The 22,620-nt window shown below is 62.3% G+C and carries 21 protein-coding genes; 3 read left to right on the top strand and 18 right to left on the bottom strand.

The genetic code is table 11. The features are described 5' to 3' along the window. Positions 1–7: 7 nt before the first annotated feature. The 12 genes from mraY to citD form a co-directional block, all read right to left on the bottom strand. Entirely contained in the window at positions 8–1,087 is a 1,080-nt protein-coding gene (mraY, locus tag BMZ36_RS01475) for a phospho-N-acetylmuramoyl-pentapeptide-transferase (protein WP_444542563.1), read from the bottom strand. Between the two features lie 6 nt (positions 1,088–1,093). Further along, entirely contained in the window at positions 1,094–2,437 is a 1,344-nt protein-coding gene (locus BMZ36_RS01470; RefSeq protein WP_091190782.1) for a UDP-N-acetylmuramoyl-tripeptide--D-alanyl-D-alanine ligase, read from the bottom strand. Positions 2,438–2,467: 30 nt separating this feature from the next. Beyond that, positions 2,468–3,967 (bottom strand): UDP-N-acetylmuramoyl-L-alanyl-D-glutamate--2,6-diaminopimelate ligase, encoded by a 1,500-nt coding sequence (locus BMZ36_RS01465; RefSeq protein WP_091190157.1) that lies wholly within the window; start codon positions 3,965–3,967, stop codon positions 2,468–2,470. After that, entirely contained in the window at positions 3,964–5,811 is a 1,848-nt protein-coding gene (locus tag BMZ36_RS01460; RefSeq protein ID WP_091190155.1) for a peptidoglycan D,D-transpeptidase FtsI family protein, read from the bottom strand. The genes BMZ36_RS01465 and BMZ36_RS01460 overlap by 4 nt, the downstream gene beginning before the upstream one ends. Then, a complete protein-coding gene (gene ftsL / locus BMZ36_RS01455; protein WP_091190151.1) occupies positions 5,811–6,113 on the bottom strand; it encodes a cell division protein FtsL in 303 nt (100 codons plus the stop codon). The genes BMZ36_RS01460 and ftsL overlap by 1 nt, the downstream gene beginning before the upstream one ends. Next, the gene (rsmH, locus tag BMZ36_RS01450) at positions 6,110–7,042 is read right to left on the bottom strand and encodes a 16S rRNA (cytosine(1402)-N(4))-methyltransferase RsmH (protein WP_091190148.1); all 933 of its coding nucleotides are present in this window, start codon (positions 7,040–7,042) and stop codon (positions 6,110–6,112) included. Before rsmH ends, ftsL begins: the two co-directional genes overlap by 4 nt. Then, on the bottom strand, positions 7,039–7,476 hold the full coding sequence (mraZ, locus tag BMZ36_RS01445) for a division/cell wall cluster transcriptional repressor MraZ (protein WP_091190778.1): 438 nt from the start codon (positions 7,474–7,476) through the stop codon (positions 7,039–7,041). Before mraZ ends, rsmH begins: the two co-directional genes overlap by 4 nt. A 298-nt stretch (positions 7,477–7,774) precedes the next feature. Further along, positions 7,775–8,824 (bottom strand): [citrate (pro-3S)-lyase] ligase, encoded by a 1,050-nt coding sequence (gene citC, locus BMZ36_RS01440; RefSeq protein WP_091190146.1) that lies wholly within the window; start codon positions 8,822–8,824, stop codon positions 7,775–7,777. A 107-nt stretch (positions 8,825–8,931) separates the two neighbouring features. Then, a complete protein-coding gene (citC, locus tag BMZ36_RS01435) occupies positions 8,932–9,981 on the bottom strand; it encodes a [citrate (pro-3S)-lyase] ligase (protein WP_091190143.1) in 1,050 nt (349 codons plus the stop codon). A gap of 3 nt (positions 9,982–9,984) precedes the next feature. Then, positions 9,985–11,526 (bottom strand): citrate lyase subunit alpha, encoded by a 1,542-nt coding sequence (gene citF, locus BMZ36_RS01430; RefSeq protein ID WP_218142600.1) that lies wholly within the window; start codon positions 11,524–11,526, stop codon positions 9,985–9,987. Next, positions 11,523–12,401: an HpcH/HpaI aldolase/citrate lyase family protein gene (locus tag BMZ36_RS01425; protein WP_218142599.1), complete on the bottom strand. Its 879-nt coding sequence runs from the start codon at positions 12,399–12,401 to the stop codon at positions 11,523–11,525. Before BMZ36_RS01425 ends, citF begins: the two co-directional genes overlap by 4 nt. Beyond that, positions 12,398–12,664, bottom strand: a complete 267-nt coding sequence (citD, locus tag BMZ36_RS14620) for a citrate lyase acyl carrier protein (RefSeq protein ID WP_218142598.1) — start codon at positions 12,662–12,664, stop codon at positions 12,398–12,400. The genes BMZ36_RS01425 and citD overlap by 4 nt, the downstream gene beginning before the upstream one ends. A 166-nt stretch (positions 12,665–12,830) precedes the next feature. Here citD and BMZ36_RS01415 point away from each other — a divergent pair, with 166 nt between their 5' ends. Continuing rightward, on the top strand, positions 12,831–13,799 hold the full coding sequence (locus BMZ36_RS01415; RefSeq protein WP_091190138.1) for a LysR substrate-binding domain-containing protein: 969 nt from the start codon (positions 12,831–12,833) through the stop codon (positions 13,797–13,799). A gap of 13 nt (positions 13,800–13,812) precedes the next feature. Here the strand turns inward: BMZ36_RS01415 and BMZ36_RS01410 are convergent, their stop codons facing one another. Both BMZ36_RS01410 and BMZ36_RS01405 read right to left on the bottom strand, forming a co-directional pair. Further along, the gene (locus BMZ36_RS01410; protein ID WP_091190135.1) at positions 13,813–14,679 is read right to left on the bottom strand and encodes an LpxL/LpxP family acyltransferase; all 867 of its coding nucleotides are present in this window, start codon (positions 14,677–14,679) and stop codon (positions 13,813–13,815) included. Further along, positions 14,676–15,527: a lysophospholipid acyltransferase family protein gene (locus BMZ36_RS01405; RefSeq protein WP_091190131.1), complete on the bottom strand. Its 852-nt coding sequence runs from the start codon at positions 15,525–15,527 to the stop codon at positions 14,676–14,678. The genes BMZ36_RS01410 and BMZ36_RS01405 overlap by 4 nt, the downstream gene beginning before the upstream one ends. Positions 15,528–15,647: 120 nt before the next feature. Between BMZ36_RS01405 and msbA the strand changes: the two genes are divergently transcribed. Beyond that, positions 15,648–17,387: a lipid A export permease/ATP-binding protein MsbA gene (gene msbA, locus BMZ36_RS01400; RefSeq protein ID WP_091190127.1), complete on the top strand. Its 1,740-nt coding sequence runs from the start codon at positions 15,648–15,650 to the stop codon at positions 17,385–17,387. Positions 17,388–17,420: 33 nt separating this feature from the next. Here the strand turns inward: msbA and BMZ36_RS01395 are convergent, their stop codons facing one another. From BMZ36_RS01395 to BMZ36_RS01380, 4 genes are all read right to left on the bottom strand, one after another. Continuing rightward, entirely contained in the window at positions 17,421–19,244 is a 1,824-nt protein-coding gene (locus BMZ36_RS01395; RefSeq protein ID WP_143085944.1) for a type IV pilus assembly protein FimV, read from the bottom strand. A 91-nt stretch (positions 19,245–19,335) separates the two neighbouring features. Beyond that, positions 19,336–20,085 (bottom strand): glycosyltransferase family 25 protein, encoded by a 750-nt coding sequence (locus BMZ36_RS01390; protein WP_091190120.1) that lies wholly within the window; start codon positions 20,083–20,085, stop codon positions 19,336–19,338. Continuing rightward, on the bottom strand, positions 20,082–20,921 hold the full coding sequence (locus BMZ36_RS01385; protein WP_091190118.1) for a glycosyltransferase family 2 protein: 840 nt from the start codon (positions 20,919–20,921) through the stop codon (positions 20,082–20,084). The genes BMZ36_RS01390 and BMZ36_RS01385 overlap by 4 nt, the downstream gene beginning before the upstream one ends. Then, complete coding sequence (locus BMZ36_RS01380; protein WP_091190768.1) at positions 20,918–21,667, bottom strand: glycosyltransferase family 2 protein; 750 nt, start codon at positions 21,665–21,667, stop codon at positions 20,918–20,920. Before BMZ36_RS01380 ends, BMZ36_RS01385 begins: the two co-directional genes overlap by 4 nt. 80 nt (positions 21,668–21,747) lie before the next feature. Between BMZ36_RS01380 and BMZ36_RS01375 the strand changes: the two genes are divergently transcribed. Next, positions 21,748–22,620: a glycosyltransferase gene (locus BMZ36_RS01375; protein ID WP_091190115.1), complete on the top strand. Its 873-nt coding sequence runs from the start codon at positions 21,748–21,750 to the stop codon at positions 22,618–22,620.

Here is a 22,620-nt window from a genome sequence, read left to right as displayed (position 1 = left end):
TCTTTTCTTACCGCAGTTTCAGCGTGGCCAAACCGGCCAGCACCAGCAGCATGGTGATGATCCAGAAACGGACCACGACCTGCGTTTCCTTCCAGCCCTTGAGTTCGTAGTGGTGGTGCAGCGGCGCCATCCTGAACACCCGCTTGCCGGTGAGCTTGAAGCTCGCCACCTGGATCATCACCGAGAGCGCTTCGACCACGAACACACCACCCATGATAAAGAGCACGATTTCCTGGCGCACGATCACCGCGACGGTGCCGAGCCCCGCGCCCAGCGCCAGCGCGCCGACGTCACCCATGAACACTTCGGCCGGATAGGCGTTGAACCAGAGGAAACCAAGCCCCGCACCAGCCATCGCCGCGCAGAACACCACGAGTTCCCCGGCGCCCGGCACATAGGGCACACCAAGGTAACGGGAAAACACCACGTTACCGGCAACGTAGGCAAAGATGCAGAAGCCGGCCGAAATCAGCACGGTCGGCATGATTGCCAGGCCGTCGAGCCCATCGGTCAGGTTCACGGCATTGGAAGTACCCACGATCACGAGGTAAGTCAGCACGCAGAAACCGATCGCGCCGAACGGATAGAGGATCTGTTTGTAGAACGGGATGATGAAGCCGGTCTGGGCCGGATCCTTGGCGAAGTTGACCAGAACGACGCCGGCAGTAATCGCAATCAACGATTGCCAGAACATCTTGGACTTGGCCGACAGCCCTTTCGGATCCTTGAGCGCCACTTTCTTGTAGTCATCGACGAAGCCGATCACACCGGTCGCCAGTGTGACGATCAACGTGATCCAGATATATTTGTTGCGCAGATCGCCCCAGAGCAGCGTGGTCAGGCCGATGGACAAGAGAATCAGCGTACCGCCCATGGTCGGCGTCCCGGCCTTGACGAGGTGAGTCTGCGGCCCGTCGCTGCGCACCGCCTGGCCGACCTTGAGTTCGGTCAGCTTGTTGATCACCCACGGGCCGAGCATCCAGGAAATGGAAAGCGCAGTGATAGTCGCCAACACCGCCCGCAGGGAGAGGTAGTTGAAGACGTAGAAGGCTCGGACCGATTCACCCAGCCACTGGGTCAGAAACAGCAACACTTAGTTGTTCTCCTGCAAAAGCTTGACCACGCGTTCCATCTGCATGAAACGCGATCCTTTAACCAGCACCACGGCATTGGCCGGCAATTCGGCGCGCAATGCTGCGGCCAGCGCCTCGTGCGTTGCGAAATGCCGGCCTGCGCCGAAGGTCCGCACGGCTTCGGCCATGTGCTTGCCCACGGCATACAGCGCGTCGATACCTTTCTCTCTGGCATACGCACCGATCTCGGCATGACGCTGCGGCGCATCGGCGCCGACTTCGCCCATGTCGCCCAGCACCAGGATTTTCTTGCCGTTGGCAGTGGACAGCACGTCCGCCGCCGCTTTCATCGAATCCGGGTTGGCGTTGTAGGTATCGTCGACGAGCCGCGCACCGTTGAAAGCCCGCTTGGCTTCCAGTCGCCCCTTGACGCCACGGTAGCCGGTCAGCGCTTGGGCGATGGTTGCGAGCGGCACGTTCAGCGCTTGCGCCACGGCGGCGGCAGCGAGCGCGTTGCGCACGTTGTGCACGCCGGGAACCGGCAGCGCGACCGATGCCTCGCCTGCCGGCGTTGTGAGTACGAAACGGGTTCCTTCCTCGCCAGCGTCAAGCTCGCGTGCGCCGACTTCGGCAGACTGCAGACCGAACGCGATCTGGCGATGGTTGCCGGCCAGTTGTTTCCACAACGGCGATTGGGCGTCGTCGGCATTGATCACGGCGCATCCTTGCTCCGCGAGCCCTTCGTAGATCTCGCCCTTGGCGCGCGCCACGCCCTCGACCGAGCCGAGCATTTCCAGATGCGCCTGGCCCGCGTTGGTGATCAGCGCCACGTCCGGCCGGGCAATGCGGGTCAGGTAGGCAATCTCGCCGAAATGGTTCATGCCCATTTCCGCGACCACAAAACGGCAGCCCTCGCGCATCCCCAGCAGGGTCAGCGGCAGGCCGATGTGATTGTTGAGGTTGCCGCGCGTGGCGTGCACGCATTCGGCACCGGCATGCGTGGCCAGAATCGCGGCGATCATTTCCTTGGCCGTGGTCTTGCCGTTGCTGCCGGTCACGCCGATCACGCGCACATTGGCAAAGCGCTGGCGCCAGGACGCGGCCAGTTCGCCCAAGGCCTGCAGCGTATCCTGGACCACGATGCGCGCGCCGGGACCGGGTTCGCTGACCACGGCGGCGACCGCGCCATCCTTCAAGGCTTGTTCGACGAAAGCATGGCCGTCGAAGTGCTCACCCTTGAGCGCGAAGAACAGGTCGCCCGGCTGCACGTCGCGGCTGTCGGTCGTGACGCGCGCGACCGTGCGGCTGCCGTCGCCGGCCAGCTCACCCTTCATCGCCATTGCTGCATCACGCAAACTCAACATCATCGCCTTCTCTGTCCTGGTTCTGAACGGTTACCGCCCCATGAGGGAGCGGCTTAATTTTCCTGCCAGGGCCAGACCTGCCTGCTCGACGTCGTCGAAGGCATGCCGCTCGCCCCTGATTTCCTGATAGTTTTCATGTCCCTTGCCGGCGATCAGCACCACATCACCCGGCCGAGCCAACTCCACCGCATCGACAATGGCATGCGCCCTGTCCGATTCGATCGCATAGTGGTCCTTGCCGGTTCCCGGCACACCGGACACGCCTGCCACGATGTCGTCAATGATGGCCTGCGGGACTTCATCGCGCGGATTGTCGCTGGTGATGATCACGCTGTCGGCAAGCCGGCAGGCGATTTCCCCCATCAGGGCGCGCTTGCCGCGGTCGCGGTTTCCCCCGCAGCCGAACACGCAAATCAGACGCCCCGGACCGGACATCGATTCGCGCAACGTCGACAACGCTTTTTCCAGTGCATCCGGCGTATGGGCGTAATCCACAACGATCAGCGGCTGTGCGCCACCGCCCAGTCGCTGCATCCGCCCCGGAGCCGGCTCGATCTTGCCCAGCGCCTTCGCGGCCGTTTCAAGGGCAATTCCGGCAGCAAGCAGCACGCCCAGACAAGCCAGCAGATTGCTGGCGTTGAAACGCCCGATCAGCGGGGATGCGATCTGCGTTTCGCCCAGCGGCGTTGCGACCCGCATGTGGATGCCATCGAGCGAAACATCGAGCTTCAAGGGGCGGATATCCCCATCTTCGAGGCCATAGGTATAAACCGTTTCGGCGCGGGTCAGCCCAAGTAGCTTGCGGCCGAACGTGTCGTCCTGGTTGATGACAGCGCTTTTCAGACCTTCCCACTCGAACAGTCTGGCCTTGGCCGCGCCGTATTCGTCCATGTCGCCGTGGTAATCGAGATGGTCGCGCGTCAGGTTGGTGAACACCGCGCAATCCACCGCTACGCCGTGCGCGCGCGCCTGGTCAAGACCGTGCGAAGAAAGCTCCATCGCGACGTGCGTTGCGCCCTGATCAAGCAGGCGGCGCATCCAGTTCTGTACGCCAACCGGATCGAGCGTGGTATGCGTCGATGCTTCCAGTTCACCGGGGAAGCCGTTGCCCACCGTGCCGAGCACGCCGCCCTTGCCTCCGGCCTGCGTAAATGCCTGCGCCAGCCAGTTGGCGATCGATGTCTTGCCGTTGGTACCGGTCACGCCGGCGACCCACAACACCGCCGAAGGATTGCCCAGCAGATGCGCAACAACGATACCGGCAAGCTCGCGCAGTTGCGGCACGCCCACATTGGAAACAGGCCAGGCGTCGTCCCAGCAGAATCCTTCCGCCTCCCAGATCACGCCCGCTGCACCTGCCGCGATGGCTTCGGGAATATATTTGCGGCCATCGGCATACTCGCCGCGGAAAGCCAGAAAAACATCGCCCGCCTGAATTTGGCGGCTATCGGAAACGATGCGGCGCCCTGCGGCCAGCGAATCGATCGCTACCCAATCGGGCGCAGGCAACAGCCAGCTCGCAGGCTTCATGTTTCCTCCTTGACGTCTTCTTCGGCATGACCTGCCGGCCCGATCGTGTTGCCCGTCGGCGCGTCCGGCGATACCCCGAGCATGCGCAGGCTCCCTGCCACGACATTGCTGAATACCGGCGCAGCAACCAGCCCACCGTAATAACCGCCTTGCGGCTCGTCGATCATCACTGCGACGATCAGGCGCGGATCGGATACGGGCGCGAACCCGACGAACGAGGCCACGTATTTCTTGACGTAAACACCGTTCTCCAGTTTGGTAGCCGTTCCAGTCTTGCCCGCTACGCGATAGCCCACTACCTGGGCGCGGGTTGCAGTACCGCCAGGCTGGGTTACCATTTCCAGCATCTTGCGTACAGCCAGTGCAGTCTCCGGCTTGACCACCCGCTTGCCGGGCAACGGAGCGACCAGCCGGGTAAAAGTCACCGGCCTGATTTCACCGTCCGTGGCGAACAGTTGGTAAGCGCGCGCCATCTGCATCAGGCTGACCGAGATGCCATGACCATAAGCCATCGTGGCTTGATCGATAGGTACCCAGTTCTTCCAAGGCCGCACCCGGCCGGCGACCTCGCCCGGGAAACCCGTGCGCGGCGGCTCGCCGAATCCCAGATTGCGCAGGTAAGCCCAGTGGTATTCCCTCTCCAGCATCAGCGCGATCTTGGCCGAGCCGATGTTGGAGGACTTCTGGATGATCTGCTCGACCGACATGGCACCCGATGCGTGATCATCGTGAATCGTGTTCGGCCCGATCGACAGGCTTTTTCCGGTGGGCAGCACCGTGGATGGCCTGATTTTTCCGGCCTCCATCGCAGCGGCGATCGTGAACGGCTTCATCGTCGAGCCCGGTTCGTAAACGTCCGTCAAGGCACGGTTGCGTTTTCTGGCCGGATCGATCACGGCACGACTGTTCGGGTTGTAGGAAGGCGCATTGGCCAAAGCCAGCACTTCTCCGGTCCGCGCATCCAGCACCACCACGCCACCGCCGATGGCCTTGGTCGATTCAACGACGCTTTTCAGTTCGCGGTAGGCGATGTACTGGATGCGGCGATCAATCGACAGTTCGACCTTCTCGCCATCACGCGGCGGAATGATGGTCGTGGTGTCTTCGACAATATGCCCGCGCCGATCGCGAATCACGTTGCGGCTGCCGGGCTTGCCGGCCAGCATCGCCTCTCGCGTCAACTCGAAGCCTTCCTGCCCTTTGCCGTCGATATCCGTAAAACCGACGATGTGCGCCATCATTTCGCCAGCCGGGTAATAACGCCGATATTCCGGCTGCGTGTAGACGCCAGGCAGGTTCAACTCCTTCACGGCCTTGGCCTCTGCCGGCGTGACATGCCGCTTCAGCCAGACAAAATCGGCCTTCTGTTCTTCGCCTTTTGCGCTCTTGCGCGATTCGCCCAGTTTTTTGGCCAACTCTTCCGGCGTCACCCCCAGCAGTTTGGCCAGCTTGCCAAGCTCGGCCACGGAGATCGGCGTCGGATCCTTTTCGTTTTCCGGTTCCCAATCGTTCGGCCGAACTTTGCCCGGGGGCAGCAAGATGATCGAACGCGGGCTGGCCCAGACCGACTGCACCGGGGTGGAAATCGCCAGCAATTCGCCATTGCGGTCGGTAATCGTCCCCCGGTTGGCTTCCAGCTTCAGCGTACGCGCATAGCGCGCCTTGCCCTGCTCCTTGAGGAAAGTCTCCTTGTACACCCGCAGGTACAGCCCTCTGCCCAACAAGACACCGAACAGCAGCAACAGGGCACTCAACGCCACCCAAGTCCGCCAGCGTTCCAGCTTCGCCGGAGGATCGAACTTCTGGCGACGGCCATCCGCAGCCACTCTGCGAGCCAACGCCATCAGTGCCGCTCCGAGGTGTCCGGCTTGGCGACAGCCTGTCCGTGGGGCAGAATCACTAGCGTTCGGGCATTGCCGGGCTGCTGCATTCCCAGCCGGCGCGTCGCCTCGGCCTCGATCCGCGAATGCATGGCCCAGGTGCTCTGCTCCAGCTGCAGTTGCCCCCATTCCACGTCCAGACGCTTGGTTTCATTTTCCTCTTTTTGCAGCTCGATATAGAACTTGCGCGCCTTGTGCTGGCTGGTCACGACAGACAAAGCACAACCAACCGCGATCAGCAGCAGGAAGAGATTGAGGCGGGTCACAGCACCGCCTCCGTCCGCTCCGCCACCCGCAGGATCGCGCTGCGCGCGCGCGGGTTTTCCGCGACTTCATGCGCTCCTGCCCGGATCGGCTTGCCCAGCAGTTTCAGCGGTGCCTGCCCGATTTCGGACGCACGCACCGGCAGCCGTGAAGGCAGGCGATCACTGGTCGCAGCATCCTGCATGAAGCGTTTGACGATACGGTCTTCCAGAGAATGGAACGCGATGACCGAGAGCCGTCCGCCCGGCGCCAGCAGGGCCAGCGCCTGCGGCAGGGTCAGCGACAGTTCCTCAAGCTCGCGATTGATGTAAATCCGTACAGCCTGGAAGGTGCGTGTCGCCGGGTCCTGGCCCGGCTCGCGGGTGCGGACGGCCTTTGCCACGATCTGGGCAAGCTGTCCTGTAGTGGCAATTGGCGCCATCCCCCTGCTCGCAACAATCGCTGCTGCAACCTGTTTAGCAAACCGCTCTTCCCCATAATCTCTCACCACCTCGGCTATTTCTTTTTCCTCTGCCGCATTCAGCCACTCTGCCGCCGTCGGCCCGCGCGTGGTATCCATGCGCATGTCGAGCGGAGCATCGAAGCGGAAACTGAACCCGCGGCTCCCGTCATCCAGCTGGGGGGACGACACCCCCAGATCCATCAAAATGCCATCTACTTGCCCGATGCCGCGCGCAGCCAGCGCGTCCTTCAACGCTACGAAGCCGGAATGAACAATCTCGAAACGCGGATCGGAAATTTTTTCGGCCTCCGCAATCGCATGCGGATCCTTGTCGAACGCGATCAGGCGGCCTTGCGCCCCCAACCGCGAAAGAATCAGGCGGGAATGCCCGCCGCGACCGAACGTGCAGTCGACATAGATACCGGACGGCTGGAGCGCCAGCGCCTCGACTGCCTCGTCGAGCAGGACCGTGCGATGTTCGAAACTCACAGGACGATCCCTTGCATCTGATCCGCGAGGCTGACCGGATCGATCGCCATGACGGCATCGACCTTGGCATTCCAGCGGGCGTCATCCCACAGCTCGAACTTGTTGCCCATGCCCACCAGCGCGACCTCCTTGTCGAGTCCGGCACGCTCGCGCAGCTTGGTCGGAACCAGCACGCGGCCGGCGGAATCGAGCTCCAGCTCTTCGGCGAAACCCACGATCACGCGCGCCACCGCCGCCTGCGCGCCGGACAGCTTGCGCAGTTGCTCATAGATCGGCTGCCATTCGGTCTTCGGATAAATCAGCAGGCACCCTTCCGGATTAAGCGTGATCATGATGCGACTCTCGCTCATCGCGGACAGCAGTTCGCGATGCTTGGCCGGAATCGCCAAACGCCCTTTGCTGTCCAGATTGAGAGTCGAAACACCGCTAAACATGATCATCTCGCCAGGTGGAATTTCCCACTTTTACCCACTTTTACCCACTGGGCCCCACTATAGCGAAAAAAATATGCCGGCACAAGCGCCGGCATCAGGCATTTTCCTTTTTTATACAACCACTTATGCGCGCATTGTCAGGGTTTTACGCACAAAGATAAATCAAGATAAATAATGGGGAAGGCGTGCAAGTTAAAGTTCTACTTTAACTTGCTGCTCGTTGAGGACTCATTTGTTGGCGAGAATTGTCAGCTACGCCGACCAGCGGCGCCTTCTTTGGAGTTGCCCGGCAAAGTGCTCAATGCCGGGATTGGCTGGTTTTGATCCGCTCGATCACTGCAGCGGTTTCCGGGGCACGCAAGTAGCGGTAGGTCGTTTCCGGAACCAGCTTGGCGATCTCGTCCCACCCATCTTGCCGGATCAGCTCGCGCACCCGCGAGGCGCTGACCGGCGCGGCTTCCACTTCGATTCGGGGCATGACCAGCATTTCGATTCCGTATCGCGGCAGCACCGCGAGCATCGCATCGTTGTAGGTGGCCGTCACTGCGCAATAGGGCTCACTCCCCACGTAGCGGCGCGTAGCGCCCAGTGCCGGCGCAATGTGCCGGCCGAACACTTCGGCATCGAGCCGGGTCTGTGCCTTGGTGATTTCTTCGCCGCGCGTGAAATACGCCGGGAAGGTGGCCGCGGAAATCACGTACTTGCCGCCCGGCAGCACCCGCACGTTGGTCAAGTCGGCCACGCCTTCCTTCACCAACCGGAGTCGGTCGGCATAGGGAAACAGCGAGCGGTCTTCTTCCACCACCAGCACCACGACCGAGGCATTCTCCCGCGCAGCTTTCTCGATCACGGCACGGTGTCCCAGTGTGAACGGGTTGCAGTTGACGACCAACACGGCGCGCGGACCGGGCGGCAAGTCGGCGACCTGCGCAGCAAGCATTTTGCAGTGTTCGGCAATCGAACCCAGACCGGATTCAAGCAACGCGGCATACGGCTCCGCGCGCGCGATTTCCTTGAATCCCAGCGCGCTGAAGAGATGAGCGGCATCGGGCTTGGTGTAGATGAAATGATGGAAGATGCCGCGCGCGCCTGCTTCCTGAATCAGGTGACTGACCACGCGCGCTGTCAGCCCTTCCCCCTGCATGTCGGCGGCCACGGCAATGTTGCGCAGCACTTCGCCGGCCATCGAGCCGGTCGCAACCATGGTGCGCCCTTGGTAAAGCGCCACGGTGTAATCGACCGAAGCATCGAAAGACAGATCGAACCGGGCCAGAAACGCCCGCACGGCTTCTACCTCGTCCGCACGGGCCAAATCGATGGAACGCTCTTCAAAACCGTGCCAGCTCATGACAATCCCCTCTTCTGTTAATTGGACGAGCCACGCTCGCACCGGCAAACGCAGAGGCTCGTCAATTCTTTCTTACAGTATAGGTGGCAAAGTCAAGAAATCCGGCGTCAATGCCGGGACTGGCTGGCTTTGATGCGCTCGATCAGCGCGCTGTTTTCGGGAGACCGCAGATAGCGACAGGTGGTTTCCGGAACCAGCCGGGCGATGGCATCCCAGTCATCCAGGCGGATCAGCTCCCGAACTCTGGAAGCACTGACCGACGCCGAATCCACTTCGACCCTCGGCATGACAACGACTTCCACACCATATTCGGGCAAGACCGTTTTCATGGCCTCGTTGTACGAAGCCGTCACGGCGCAGTAGGGCTCGCTGCCGACATAGCGGCGCGTCGCACCCAAGGCCGGAGCGATGTGCTTGCCGAACACTTCGGCATCGAGCCGGGTCTGGGCTTTGGTGATTTCCTCGCCGCGCGTGAAATAGGCCGGAAACGTGGCGGCGGAAATCACGTACTGGCCGCCCGGCAGCACCCGTACGTTGGCGAGATCGGCCACGCCTTCCTTCACCAGCCGTAAACGGTCGGCAAACGGAAACAGCGAGCGGTCTTCTTCCACCACCAGCACCACGACCGAGGCGTTTTCCCGTGCGGCCCGTTCGATCACGGCACGGTGCCCCAGTGTGAACGGATTGCAGTTGACCACCAGCGCGGCGCGCGGACCGGGCGGCAGGTCGGCGACCTTCGCGGCAAGCATTTTGCAATGATCGGCAATCGATCCCAGCCCGGATTCGAGCAGCACCGCATACGGCTCGGCACGCGCGATTTCCTTGAACCCCAAGGCGCAGAAGAGAGGCGCGGTATCGGGCTTGGTGTAAATGAAATAGTGGTAGATGCCGCGCCGAGCAGCCTCCTGGATCAGATGGCTGAGCACGGCCGCAGTCAAACCCTCGCCCTGCAAGGCGGGCTCGACGGCAATGTTGCGCAGCACTTCGCCGGCTCGCGAACCGACCGCGACCAGTTCATCATTCCGGTAAAACCCGACGGTGTAATCGACCGCGGCGTCGAAAGACAGGCCGAAGCGGGCAAGGAATTTCCTGATTTTTTCCGCTTCGACCTTGTTGCCCGGAGGAACCGGGCGCTCAACGCAGTTTTGCCAGCTCATTGCTTATTTTGCCTGACGAACCACATCGAGCACCGTTCCATCCCGGTACTCCACCACGGCCACAATCCGGCTACCCAACGGCACTTCCTTGGGCTTGCCAGCCATCTTCTCGGCAATGGCCTTCAATTCACCGATTTCCTTGACCGGCAAGCCAGCAGCAAGCAACTGCTCGCGCAATTCGGCACGGCGCGGATTGACCGCCACGCCCCACTCGGTCACCAGCACGTCGATGGTTTCGCCCGGCGTGGTTGCGGTCAATACCTTGTCCATGATGATAGGCAAGCGCCCGCGCAGCAGGTTGGCGACGACGATGGTCAGACCGGCGCCGGCTGCCGCATCGCTGTGCCCGCCCGATCCGCCCATGATCACGCCATCCGAACCCGTCACCACGTTGACGTTGAAGTCGGTATCGATTTCGGTCGCGCCAAGAATCACGCAGTCGAGCTGGTTGACAGCGCAACCGGCATTGAACGGGCTCGCATAGAAGCCGGCACTGACTTCCAGATGGTTCGGGTTGCTGGCAATCGAGCGCACGGCTTCCAGATCGAAACCCTGCACGTCGATGATCTTCTTGAAAAGCCCTTCTTCGAGCATTTCCACCAGATGTCCGGTGATGCCACCCAAGGCAAAACTGCCGGTGATCCGGGCCTTTTTCATCATCTGCCGGACAAAATGCGCCACCGCGAGCGAGGCACCGCCCGCGCCGGTCTGGAAAGAAAATCCGTCGCGAATCAGGCCCGCGGCCTCGATCACTTTGGCTGCCGTATCGGCGATCTTCAGTTGCACCGGATCCTTGGTAATGCGCGTAGTTCCGGAAACGATGCCTTTCGGATCGCCGATCCGTTCGATCTTCACCACGTAATCGACCCGGGTCTGGGGAATCGAAACCGGCGACAGCGGATAGGCTTCCAGATGATCCGTCACCGCCACGACATGGTCGGCATATTCGGCATCGGGAAAAGCGTAACCGAGCGAACCGCACGCGGTCGGCCCAGTGACGCCGTTGATGTTGCCGCAGGGGTCGGCCGCTGGCGCGGCGATGAAGGCCACATCGATCTTGAGCTGGCCGCATTCGATGGCACGCGCCCGCCCGCCGTGCGTGCGCAGGACAACAGGCTGGGCCAGCACGCCACGGGAAACGGCTTCCGCCACGGGGCCGGACATGTAATTGGTATCGAGCGCCGTCACCACGCCGGTCTTGAAGTGTTCGACGAGCGGGGCGTGAACCGGAAACACCGAGCTCAGCGCCACCTTGAGATTCTTGATGCCGAGTCTGGCGGCTGTGGCCAGCACCTGGTTCACCACGCCGTCGCCGTTGCGGAAATGGTGGTGGAAAGACAGCGTCATGCCGTCCCTGACCGGGATGCGTCTGAAGACCTCTTCCAGCCCATCGAGCAGCTTGCTGTCTCCGGGGCGAGCGGCTTTGACTGCCGGCGCCTGGCGTTGCATGCCCGGCGGCGTGGCAAACGCGCCGGCAAACGATTTAACCGGGCCGTAGCCTTCGACAACCTCGGGGATTTCGCGCCCAATCGCATTGATCATCATTGCCCGTCCTCCTTCTTCAATCCCAGCATCCGTGCCATTTCCAATGTGCGTTTGGCCCGGTTCACGATCGGCGCATCGACCATCTTTCCATCCACGGCGATCACGCCGGAGCCTTGCGCTTGGGCCTGTTCGATGGCAAAGACCACCCGCTCGGCCCAGTCGATTTCTTTCTCCGATGGATTGAAGGCTTCGTGGATCACGTCCACCTGCCGCGGGTTGATCGCAAGCTTGCCCTTGAAGCCGATGCGCCGCGCCAAGCCGGCATCTTCCGCGAGCCCGGCATCGTCGTTGGCATCGGTAAACGGGGTATCGATGGCATCGATTCCGGCCGCCGCCGCGGCATTGATCAGGAGTGCACGCGCGGTGAGGATTTCGCCACCCTCCTTGCTGCGCACCGCGCCCAGCCCGGCGGTGTAGTCTTCGGCGCCGAAAGCCAGCGCGACCACGCGGGGATCGGCCTCGGCGATTTCCAGCGCATTCGCGAGCCCGCGCGGTGTTTCGATCAGCGCGATGATCTTGACCGGTTTTTGCCCCGCAACTTCGGCGGAGGCAATCAACGCGGCCGCTTCGCGCAGTTCGGCGGCATTCTGTACCTTGGGCAGCAGGATGGCATCGGGTGCGCACGGCACAATCGCAGCAATATCTACCGCGCCATCGCAATCGAGCGGATTGATGCGCACCACTTTTTCGCTGTCGCCGTAATCGGCATTCTTCAGCGCCATGCCGACGAGCCGCCGTGCGGCATCCTTTTCGGTCGGTGCAACGGCATCTTCGAGATCAAGGATCACGCTGTCGGCGCCGAATACGCCGCCGTTCTGCAGCATGCCGGGATGGTTGCCGGGTATGAACAACATGCTTCTGCGAATCGCCATCATGCTGCCCTCCGTGCCCGGTCGAGCGCCGTGAGCAGGCGCGCCTTGATCGTATAGTCGAGCGCCCCCCGATCCACAGCCTTGACCCAAACGTCCTTGACGCCTGCTTCGGCCAGCGTCGAGGCAATTACCGCCTGAATCGCCTCGCCGTACTGGTGCAAGACGTTGCTGTCGATGTCGATCTTTACCCCGTCGCCCGGTTCCTGCGGCGAGAGGGTGATCATGATGTCGCTGGATTCCAGCGTTCCTGCTTGGGCTGTTTTCACTGTGCATCCTCCGTTGGAGAAGTTCTTCGCAACCAGTGTATTGAGCGCGGCGATTCCGGAGGAAATACGAAATAGCGAGACAGGGTATAGGCCACGCCTATACCGGAGACAAAGGGGAAGATATGATCGATGCCACCGACACAGGCATCGACACGGAGCGCCGGGCATGGACTTCAAGCAACTCAAATACTTTGTCGCCATCGTCGACGCGGGCAGCCTGACGAAGGCGGCGCAAAAGCTCTATATCGCGCAGCCCTCGCTCAGTCAGCAGATCGCCGGACTCGAAGCGGAACTCGACACCAAACTGCTATTGCGCAGCGCGCAGGGTGTCACGCCAACGACTGCGGGCAGCGCGCTCTACAAGCAGGCCCGGCTGGTTTTGCGGCAGGTAGAACAGATCCGGGAGGATGTGCGGGAAGACCGGGGAGCAGAGGTCGGCACCGTGGCAATCGGGCTGCCGACCACCGTCACCACCATCCTGGCATTGCCGCTGTTCGAGCGCATCCGCCTGCGCTATCCCGGCATCCGCCTGCAGCTTTTCGAGGGCATGAGCGGCTCGATCAGCGAAATGCTGCCGAACGGCCGGCTCGATCTCGCGCTGCTGTTCCGCGATACGGAAACACGCGGCATGTCGGTGATTCCGGTATTCGACGAGGAACTGTACCTGTTCGGAAATGCGGGATTGTCGCTGGACGACACCGCAACAGACTGCCCGCTGCGCACGCTGGCCGACGTGCCGATGGTCGCACCGGGCGCCAGCCACGGCTTGCGGCTCATCATCGAGCGCACGTTCCAGCGCGAGAACGTCGAACTGAACATGATCGCGGACATCGATTCGCTGCCCACGCTCGTCGCCATCGCCCGCTCGGGGCTGGCCTGTACGATCCTGCCGGTCTCGGCATTGGCCAGAACCGCTCCTGATTCACGCCCCGCTGTGCGCCGGATCGTCGAGCCAGTCATGACCCGACCGGTCAGCGTCTGCTGGTCGCATGCGCTGCCGGTCAGCGCCGCCGCGCTCGCCGTGCGCAAAGCCATTGTCGAGCTTGTCACGGAATTGCATGAACAGGGGCAGTGGCCCGGTATCACGTTGCGGCCGGCGCCCGATAAGGGCGTACTTGAGGACACCGGAGGCTAAATCGACAGCTGAATCAGTAAAGGGAAGGCTCGCCCTCCGGGCGGGTCTTGAAGCGGCGATGCAACCAGTAGTACTGCGAGGGCATTTCCCGGACGCGGTCTTCGATGAAGGTATTCATGCGCGCGGTGTCGGTATAAATGTCGCCGGTCGGGAAGTTGTCCCATTCCGGATAGTAGCGCTGCACGAAGCCGGTCCAAGTCATTTCGCTGACCATGGGCACCACGCGGGCTTTCGCCAGCAGAGTCAAACGGGTCAAGGCCGGGATGGTGGCAGCAGACTGCCCAAAAAACGGCACAAAGATGGATTCGCGCGGCCCCAGATCCTGATCGGGCAGATAGACAAAGCCGTAGCCATCCCTCAGCGCCTTGACGCAGGGACGAATCCCTTCGCTGCGTTTGATCAGGACGGGATTCTTGAAGCGGGTACGCGCACGCAACAGCAATTGATCAAAGGCGCCCACGCGCTGGGCTGAATACATGCTCGCGCCGCTGTAACTCATCGAGTGCCGGATGGCGATAAAATCGAGTCCGAGAAAATGCGGCAGCAGTATGATGACCGGCCCCTTGGCCGCAGCATTTTCAAAGTGCTCCACCCCTTCCCGCCGAACCAGACGATCGATTCTGCGTTCCGAGCCATACAGCAGAATGCTGTAGCAAAGAAAACCGGAGGCCAGTTCACGGAAATGCCGGCGCAACACACTGCGGCGTTCGGCATCGCTCCAATCGGGGAAACACAGTTCCAGATTGCGCAAACCGATGCGGCGCCGACGCGCCATCAGCGGATAAAGCAACGTTCCCAGCACCGCCCCCTTGAGGCGCAATAGCGGGAACGGCAGCCAATGCAACAGCCAGAAAAAAACGGACAGCAGGCGGGCAATCATGCGTTCTCTCCCGGTGCCGGTGCGCCTTGCGGCTGCTTGTAGCGGTTGTAGCTCCACAGGTATTGGCTGGGCGCCAGTCGAATCAGTTTTTCCATATTGGCGTTGAGCAGATGGGCATCCTGGATTGCATCGCCACTGAATTCCCCCTCCAGCGGCATGACATGAAAACGGTAACCGCCGCCGATACCCAGCCGCTCGGTGAAGCAGCACAGCACCGTGGCCTGTGTGGCAGCGGCCAGGCGCGAAAGCAGCGTCATGGTATAGGCCGGGCGGCCGAAGAACGGCGCCCAGACGCCCTCGCCGCCCCCGGGCGCCTGATCCGGCAACAGGTAGGTCACTCCGCCGCGCTTGAGCGTCGTCAACAGCACCCGCACGCCGCTGGTATTCGCAGCGGCCGGCTTGGCGCCGCTGCGGCTGCGCGAGGCGATCATCAGCGGTTCCAGATACGGCTGCTTGGGTGGGCGATAGAGCGGTGCGAGTGTGCGCGGCACCCAACCTGCAATGCAAACACCGGTCATCTCCAGTGCCCCCAGATGCGGCGAAATAAAGATGACTGGCCGGTTTTCAGCCAGAGCGGCTTCGACATGCTCCCAGCCGCACCGCTCATGCACTCTGGCGAGCAGGCCGGGAAGCGGGCGCAGCCAGTGCGCGAACATTTCCATCGCGCTGATACCCTGATGCGCGATGCACGCCGCGCGCGAAACCGTGAGCCCGCTCTGCGCGAGATTGGCGGCCATGATGCGGCGATGGCGCGCCGAAACCAGCCAGACCAGCCAGCCCAGCAGCGCGCCGAACAGTTGCAGCAGCGGAATTGGCAAGCGGGAGAAAAATTTGCCCAGAAGCAGCATGGCGCGAAGAATTCTTGAAACCGCGCTATTGTAACGGGGTTTGAGCCGTCAGGTGCGTTTCTGGGTTTCATCTGCAGCACTCCCGTATAATCGCCCCTTTGCCGCAAGATTTTTCCGCCCATGTCCAGTCGCGCCCTCTACTTCCGCATCCTCGGCTACATCAACCGTTACCGCTCCGCCGCAGCGTTGGCCATCCTGTGCATGGTGGTGGCGGGCGGCGTCGACGCGGCGATGATGCGGCTACTGAAAAACCTGATCGACGGTTTCCAGCAACTCAGCACCGGACAACAAGAACTCTGGATCATGCCCACCGTGCTGTTCGGGCTGGGGCTGCTGCGGCTGGGGACGAGCTTTACCTACGAATACCTTAGTGCCTGGCTCGCTTCGCGAGTGATGTTCGACCTGCGCGGCGAGGTGTTCGACCGCCTGATCCGCATGCCCGCGCCGTTCTTCGACCGCTCCTCCACCGGCGTGCTGCTCTCGCGCGTGACCTTCGACGTGAACCAGATCATGGATGCGGGGCTCAACGTGCTGACCGTGATCGTGCGCGATTCGGTGCTGTCCATCGGCCTGATTGCCGTGATGCTGTGGACCGATTGGCGGCTGACGCTGTTCTGTCTGCTGCTCTTGCCCAGCGCGGCGGTGTCCATCCGCGTGGTCAGCAAGCGCCAACGCCGCCTGTCGCGCGAAACGCAGGATACGATGGGCGAGATGACGCGCATCCTCGACGAGAGCCTGGGCGGACAGCGCATCGTCAAGATTTTCGGCGGCATGCCGTATGAAGCCGGGCGTTTCAGTACAGCCAACAACCTGGTGCGCCAACTGCATGTGAAGCGTAACGCCACCAGCAGCATGAATTCCGGCTTTACGGTGTTCCTGATCGCCGTGGCCATTGCGGCGCTGATCTATTTTGCCGGCCTGCGCGCGCAGGAAGGTGTGTTGACTGCCGGCGCGTTCGTCTCCTTCATGGGGTCGATGATGCTGCTGCAGCAACCGGTAAAGAACCTCTCCAAGATCAACGACCAGTTGCACAAGGGGCTCGCAGCGGCCGAATCGGTATTCGCCATCATCGACCAGCCGATCGAGGAAGATACGGGATCGCGCGAGGTCGAGCGCGCACAGGGCAAGCTGGAATACCGCAACGTGGTGTTCCGCTACGCGCCGGACAGCGACCGCACCGCACTGGACAGCCTCAACCTGACCGTCCGGCCAGGCGAAACCGTCGCGCTGGTCGGCCCCTCCGGCGGCGGCAAAACCACGCTCGTCAACCTGCTGCCGCGCTTCTACGAACCCTCGGCCGGCCAGATCCTGCTCGACGACGTACCGTTGATGGACTACCGGCTCGCCAACCTGCGCCGCCAGATCGCGCTTGTGAGCCAGGACGTGGTGCTGTTCAACGACACAGTCGCGGCCAACATCGCCTACGGTGCGGATGCGGTGGACATGGACAAGGTGCGCGCAGCCGCCAAAGCAGCACATGCGCTGGAGTTCATCGAGAACATGCAGGACGGATTCGGCGCGATGCTCGGCGAAAACGGCGTGCGCCTGTCGGGCGGCCAGCGCCAGCGCATCGCAATTGCCCGCGCACTGTACAAGGACGCGCCGATCCTGATCCTGGACGAGGCGACCAGCGCGCTCGACACCGAATCGGAACGCCAGGTGCAGGCCGCGCTCGACAACCTGATGAAGGGCCGCACCACGCTGGTGATCGCGCACCGGCTCTCCACCATCGAAAATGCCGACCGCATCGTGGTCCTGCAGCACGGCAAAGTCGCCGAGGAAGGCCGCCACGCCGACCTGCTCGCAGCGAACGGCATCTATGCCCGCATGCATGCGGTGCAATTTGCGGGCGGGGAATAAGAAACGGGGGGATAGACCTAGTCTGTCCGGGCGCTATTCGTCGATGGGCAACAACCGGTCAAGCCAAGCCGCAGCCACCATGCGCTGCTCGAAAGTTCCGCGGTACAGCAACTCTTCCAGCCTGTTACAGGCCTCGTCGCGCTGACCGGCGTGAATCATGCGAGCGACTTCCTGTAAAACGGGGTCGTCGGAAACGTAATCGGCTTCGGCTGTTTTTTTCGCGAAAGCCGGTTTGTCCAATGGCGGCAGTTCCAGCAGAGGCGACGCATCCCCTCCGAACATGAGGGGAGATGGCTCATGCACGGTCTTGCCATCCAGCCCCGGCAATTCGAACTCCAGCGAGAAATCGACCTCAGCCTCGGCCGGTTGCGCCGTTTCGGCTTGGGCTCCGGTCGGAAAATCGCCCCCTTCCCGATACAGGGCGTTGTCCGGATCAAGTTCGCGGCCGATGGCCTGCACCTGATGCCACAGGGCATCGGACAGGAAATGGGTACGGAATTCCTGCGCCCGCGCGGCAAACAATGCCTTGTCCCCTGCCTGACGACAAGCCTCGAACAGTTTGACCCACAAGGCCACGAACAGGGGGCGGCGCTTTATCTCGTCTTCCAGCAGATCCAATGCCTGGCGTGCCAAACCGTGATCCATCAGCAACTGCACTTCTTCAAGAACGGTATCGGGCTGAAAGACATCCACCTCGCCCCCCCCTCCCCACGCAGGCTGGGCCGGTTGGTTGGTAGCGCTGGCGACCGCTTCCGTGACCAGGACATGAGGGAGCGCGGGTGCGGAGCAAGAAAGAGCCTCTCCCGCTTTTTCCGCTTCATCCAGATCAAGCTCGAAAACGCGCTCTGCAGCCAGGGTCTTGGCCCTTTCTTTGCGCCAACGCCAGACAAAAAACACGGCAACGACAGCCCCCCCCCCTGCGAGCACACCCCAGAGCCAAGGCCCGGGGAATTCGCCTTCCCCGCTCTTGGCCGCTTCCGGCTTGCCGGCATGCGGCTTGGACACGACCGCCGACGCAGGCACCGAAGCCATGGCAACGGGCGAGGCCACCGGGGAAGCAGCCACCAACTGCCGCTCCAAGCGCATAATCCGGTCCTTGAGCTGCATCAACTGCGCAACCTGATCATCGGCGTCTATCAGCAACAGTCTTTCGCGGAGTCTGAGCTTTTCTTCTTCCGAAAGCTCGACCGCCAGCCGCACCGGATCAAGCGCTGCGGTCGAGAGTTGCAGCCGGAATCCGTCTTCCTGCAACACGCCCCCGGAAGCGGCTTTATCCTTTGGTCTGGCAATTTTTTCGCTTTTTCTAGCGGGCGGGGCGGCCCGTTTTGCACTCCCGCTCTCACTCACGCGCGGAGCACGAGAGACTGCAGCAGGCGGCATGCTCGGCGCGGGCATCGTTGCAACGGGGAGCGTGGCAATAGCCGGGGACGGGGAGACAGTTTTGTATTCACGCGGATCGAGCAAGGCGTTGTATTCCCGCGTAATTCCGCTACCCGCCTCGCCAGCACAGCGCAGCCGCACCACAAGCCGCAAAAGGGGCTCCGTTTCCGCGCCAATGCCACGGATATGCAGCTCACCACCGGAGCCCTTGCGCCGAAAATCCAGACTGGCATGGCGCAAGACGCGAACGCCGTCCGCACTGTCGGCGTCCGCCAGACGGAAACAATCCGTTCCCAGTGACTCCCCTTCGGCAGCGGACACATTCACCACGGCGGAAAAAGGCTCGCCCAGTGCCGAGCGGACCCGGATGTTGCCCAACCCGGCAGCACCTGCGCCGCTGGATAAAAGCGCAAACCCCGCCAGCAGGAACACAACAGAAAAAAGCCTTGCCTCAAGGCGAACGGAAACGGGCAGCACGCGCGGGAAGACCTTGCAAATAATAAACGGTTAGCATTTGGCGCGAGTTTAACATGCCTCCGCGAGGCTACCGCAGGCTTGGTACAGATTCCTATTTCCGCAAAAACGCGTAGCGAACCCGCTTCCCCATCACCCAGCGCTGCTTGCGCAAATCGCCGATGCCGCGATGAAGCTCGCGCACCAGCCGCCGCCACAGCGGCAGGCGGGCACGCTTGCGGCTGCCGATGGTCGAGGCATGCTGCAACTGCTCAACCACGAGGTAAGGCTCGACGCCGTACAGCCGCAGCTTGTGTTCCCAGCCGCGGTCGATGGCGTCGTCGATCGCGCAACTCATTTTTTCCGTGTGCTGCAGCAGACGCTCGGCCGCAACGCGGTTGAGTACGTAGCCCTGCGTGCCGCGCGGCTGGTCGAAATAGTCGACCAGCCAGCGTCCCGGCATGAGCTCGGCCAGCTTCGCGCTTTCGCGGCGAAATACGCCATACAGGCGCACGATGTCCCACTCACCGGCGTGCGCGCACAGCGCCTTCAGCCCTTCGGCAAAATCCGGCTGCAGTTCGACATCGTCTTCCAGCACGCACAGGAACGGATCGCTGCCAGCCAAAAATTCCTGCCAGGCTTGGCGGTGACTGAGAAAGCAGCCGATCTCGCCCTGCGTCAGATCATGGCCGTGCCGGGCCAGCCGCTGCTTGCGCTGGTAGCTGGCTGGCCAGCCTTGGGAAAGATCGGGGCGGATTGCATCCAGAAAACGGTAAGGCAGGCCGAGTTTTTCCAGTTGCCCGGCCATGAAAGCGCGACGCTGTTCGGCGTCGGCAAGAGAAATGCAGACAATCGGCGGGATCATGGGATATCGGGCTCAAGGTATTGGTCAAGTCCCAGCGTGGCGCGGACATGGTGGCCCTTGAGCGTGACCTCGAGCCGCGCCCAGTTTTCCGGCTGCTGCGAACGGTCGTTTTCCTTGTGCCACAAGTGCAGCACCGGAACGGCGAAGCGCCCGTCCTTGAGTCGGATTCCGGCGCGAATCAGGCGCACGGCGAAATCCGAATCCTCGTGCCCCCAGCCGGAAAACGCCTCGTCGAAGCCGTTGACCCGCATGAAATCGCTTTTCCAGACGCCGATATTGCAGCCCTTGAGCACTTGCCAGCGCTGGGCGCGCTTCTTGCGTGCGCTGTCGAGCCCCAGGCGTAGCCAGGGAATGGCGCGGTTGGATTTGCCGCTGACCCTGGCCAGCAGCCAGCGCAACGCGCCCCAGTTCGCGGGCGCGGCGGGTTGCTTGCTGGTCAACAGCTTGCGAGTGAACTTCTCGGCCAGCAGCACGCGGTTTCCCGCAACGAACCAGCCCGCCTCCGCCAGCTTCAGGTGGTGGTGCGCAAAATCGGGGAAAGGGATGCAGTCGCCATCGAGGAAAACCAGGTACTCGCCGCACGCCACCGTGGCGCTGCGGTTGCGGATGGCAGCGAGGCGGAAACCGGTATCCTCGTGCCAGACATGGCGCAGCGTACAGGGAAAGCGCGTCTGCCAGCTTTCGACGACTTCGCGCGTGGCCGGGCCTGAACCGTCGTCGGCCACGATCACTTCCCAGTCGGCGGGGTCGATACCGGCCTGCCCGGCCAGCCCGGCCAGCACGGCATTGAGCGCATCGGTGCGGTTGTAGGTGGAAACGATCACGGAAAGCTTCACTGCTTTTCCCCGAGGTACATGAGCTTCAGGTAACGATAGTAGGCGCCTTCGGCATTGGAAACCGCGAGGATGAAGCCCTCGCGCCCATCCAGGAAGCCGCGCTTGAGGAAATAGCTGCGGATGAAAGTCCACAGCCCCTTGCCGATGGCCTTGAGCAGGCCCGAGCGCTCGCCGCGCGCCAGCCGCTGTTGCGCACCGGCACTGGAATAACTGTCGATCTTGGCGAGCACCTGGCTCAGATCGTCGAACGAATGGTGCAGCAGGTGATGCTGCAGGCGAACGGCTTCGCCCGCGAAGATCAGCCGCTCATGCACCAGATCGTCCGAATAGCGCGCCGCGCCGCGTTTGAAGAGGCGCGGAACGAAATCCGGATACCAGCCCGAGTGATGCATCCAGCGCCCGCAGTAATTGGACAGGCGCGGCAGGGCGTAGACATCGGCCTTGGGCGCAGCCACGGCAGCGCGAATCTCTTCGGCCAGTTCCGGCGAGAGCACCTCGTCAGCATCGAGCGCCAGAATCCAGTCGGTATCGAGCAGCGCCAGGCAGCGGTTCTTCTGCACCCCGAAGCCCGGCCAGTCGACACTGACGTGAATCTCGGCGCCATGCGCGCGGGCGATGTCGAGCGTGTTGTCGGCACTGCCGGAATCGAGCACGACGATGCGGTCGGCCCAGCGCACGGCGGCCAGACAGGCATCGAGATGCGCAGCGGCATTCCGGGAGATCATGGCAACGCCAAGAGTGGGCATTTTGCAGGCTGGCAGGTATTGGGAGGCTGCTATAATCGCCGGATTGGCCGGCATCGTGCAAGCCGGAATCGGGAGAATTCATGCGCGTCAGCGGTTTTACCTTTCTGCGTAACGGCACGCTTCTCGGCTACCCCTACATCGAAAGCCTGAAAAGCCTGCTCATGGTCTGCGACGAGATCGTCGTAGCCGTGGGCAACAGCGATGACGACACGCTGGAACAGGTCCGGTCGATCGGCGATGCGCGCATCCGGGTCATCGAAACCACCTGGAACGAGAATATGCGCGACCGGGGCTACGTCTACGCGCAGCAGAAAATGATCGCGCAGTTCAACTGCACCGGCGACTGGGCCTTCTACCTCGAAGGCGACGAAATCATCCACGAAGACGACGCGCCGAAAATCCGCGCCGCGCTGGAACAGCACCTCGACGATCCCGAAATCGAAGCGCTGGTCTTCGATTACCACCATTTCTACGGCTGCCCCGATTGGGTGGCGAAAAGCCCGGGCTGGTACCGCCGCGCACCGCGCGTGATCCGCAACAGCATCCGTTCGTGGGCGCCGGACGGCCTGTTCTGGGTAGTCATGGACAAGAACAAGCGCGGACGCTACCCGCGCGCCGCGCTGGCGGACTGCCCGATCTACCATTACGGCCACGTGCGTTCGGCCGAGAAGATGTACGAGAAATACAACCGCTCGGCCCACTACTGGAACCACAAGCCCAGCGTGGGCGGCAAGCACGATTACTCGCAGATCGACGCGAGCATCCTCAAGCGTTTCGAAGGCAGCCATCCGGCCATCGTCCAGCCCTGGCTGCTGGAAATGGCCGAGCAGACCTTCACTCCCGACCCCGCCCACCAGCTCACCAGGCGCGAAAAGCGTCACCGCCGCCTGATGCTGCTTGAGCAATGGCTGGGACGAGATCTGACCAAAAAACATTTCACGCTGGTGCGCTAA

Source organism: Formivibrio citricus, assembly GCF_900115065.1.
GTDB classification, from domain to species: domain Bacteria; phylum Pseudomonadota; class Gammaproteobacteria; order Burkholderiales; family Chitinibacteraceae; genus Formivibrio; species Formivibrio citricus.
Note: the sequence above shows the minus strand (reverse complement) of the source record. Positions and strands in the feature narration are given on the sequence as shown.

Excerpts from the sequence above, each read along its gene's own strand:
- BMZ36_RS01470 (WP_091190782.1), bottom strand. The coding sequence starts at position 2,437 with ATGTTGAGTTTGCGTGATGCAGCAATGGCGATGAAGGGTGAGCTGGCC.
- BMZ36_RS01465 (WP_091190157.1), bottom strand. The coding sequence starts at position 3,967 with ATGAAGCCTGCGAGCTGGCTGTTGCCTGCGCCCGATTGGGTAGCGATC.
- BMZ36_RS01460 (WP_091190155.1), bottom strand. The coding sequence starts at position 5,811 with ATGGCGTTGGCTCGCAGAGTGGCTGCGGATGGCCGTCGCCAGAAGTTC.
- mraZ (WP_091190778.1), bottom strand. The coding sequence starts at position 7,476 with ATGTTTAGCGGTGTTTCGACTCTCAATCTGGACAGCAAAGGGCGTTTG.
- citC (WP_091190146.1), bottom strand. The coding sequence starts at position 8,824 with ATGAGCTGGCACGGTTTTGAAGAGCGTTCCATCGATTTGGCCCGTGCG.
- citC (WP_091190143.1), bottom strand. The coding sequence starts at position 9,981 with ATGAGCTGGCAAAACTGCGTTGAGCGCCCGGTTCCTCCGGGCAACAAG.
- citF (WP_218142600.1), bottom strand. The coding sequence starts at position 11,526 with ATGATGATCAATGCGATTGGGCGCGAAATCCCCGAGGTTGTCGAAGGC.
- BMZ36_RS01425 (WP_218142599.1), bottom strand. The coding sequence starts at position 12,401 with ATGATGGCGATTCGCAGAAGCATGTTGTTCATACCCGGCAACCATCCC.
- BMZ36_RS01415 (WP_091190138.1), top strand. The coding sequence starts at position 12,831 with ATGGACTTCAAGCAACTCAAATACTTTGTCGCCATCGTCGACGCGGGC.
- BMZ36_RS01410 (WP_091190135.1), bottom strand. The coding sequence starts at position 14,679 with ATGATTGCCCGCCTGCTGTCCGTTTTTTTCTGGCTGTTGCATTGGCTG.
- BMZ36_RS01405 (WP_091190131.1), bottom strand. The coding sequence starts at position 15,527 with ATGCTGCTTCTGGGCAAATTTTTCTCCCGCTTGCCAATTCCGCTGCTG.
- msbA (WP_091190127.1), top strand. The coding sequence starts at position 15,648 with ATGTCCAGTCGCGCCCTCTACTTCCGCATCCTCGGCTACATCAACCGT.
- BMZ36_RS01390 (WP_091190120.1), bottom strand. The coding sequence starts at position 20,085 with ATGATCCCGCCGATTGTCTGCATTTCTCTTGCCGACGCCGAACAGCGT.
- BMZ36_RS01380 (WP_091190768.1), bottom strand. The coding sequence starts at position 21,667 with ATGCCCACTCTTGGCGTTGCCATGATCTCCCGGAATGCCGCTGCGCAT.
- BMZ36_RS01375 (WP_091190115.1), top strand. The coding sequence starts at position 21,748 with ATGCGCGTCAGCGGTTTTACCTTTCTGCGTAACGGCACGCTTCTCGGC.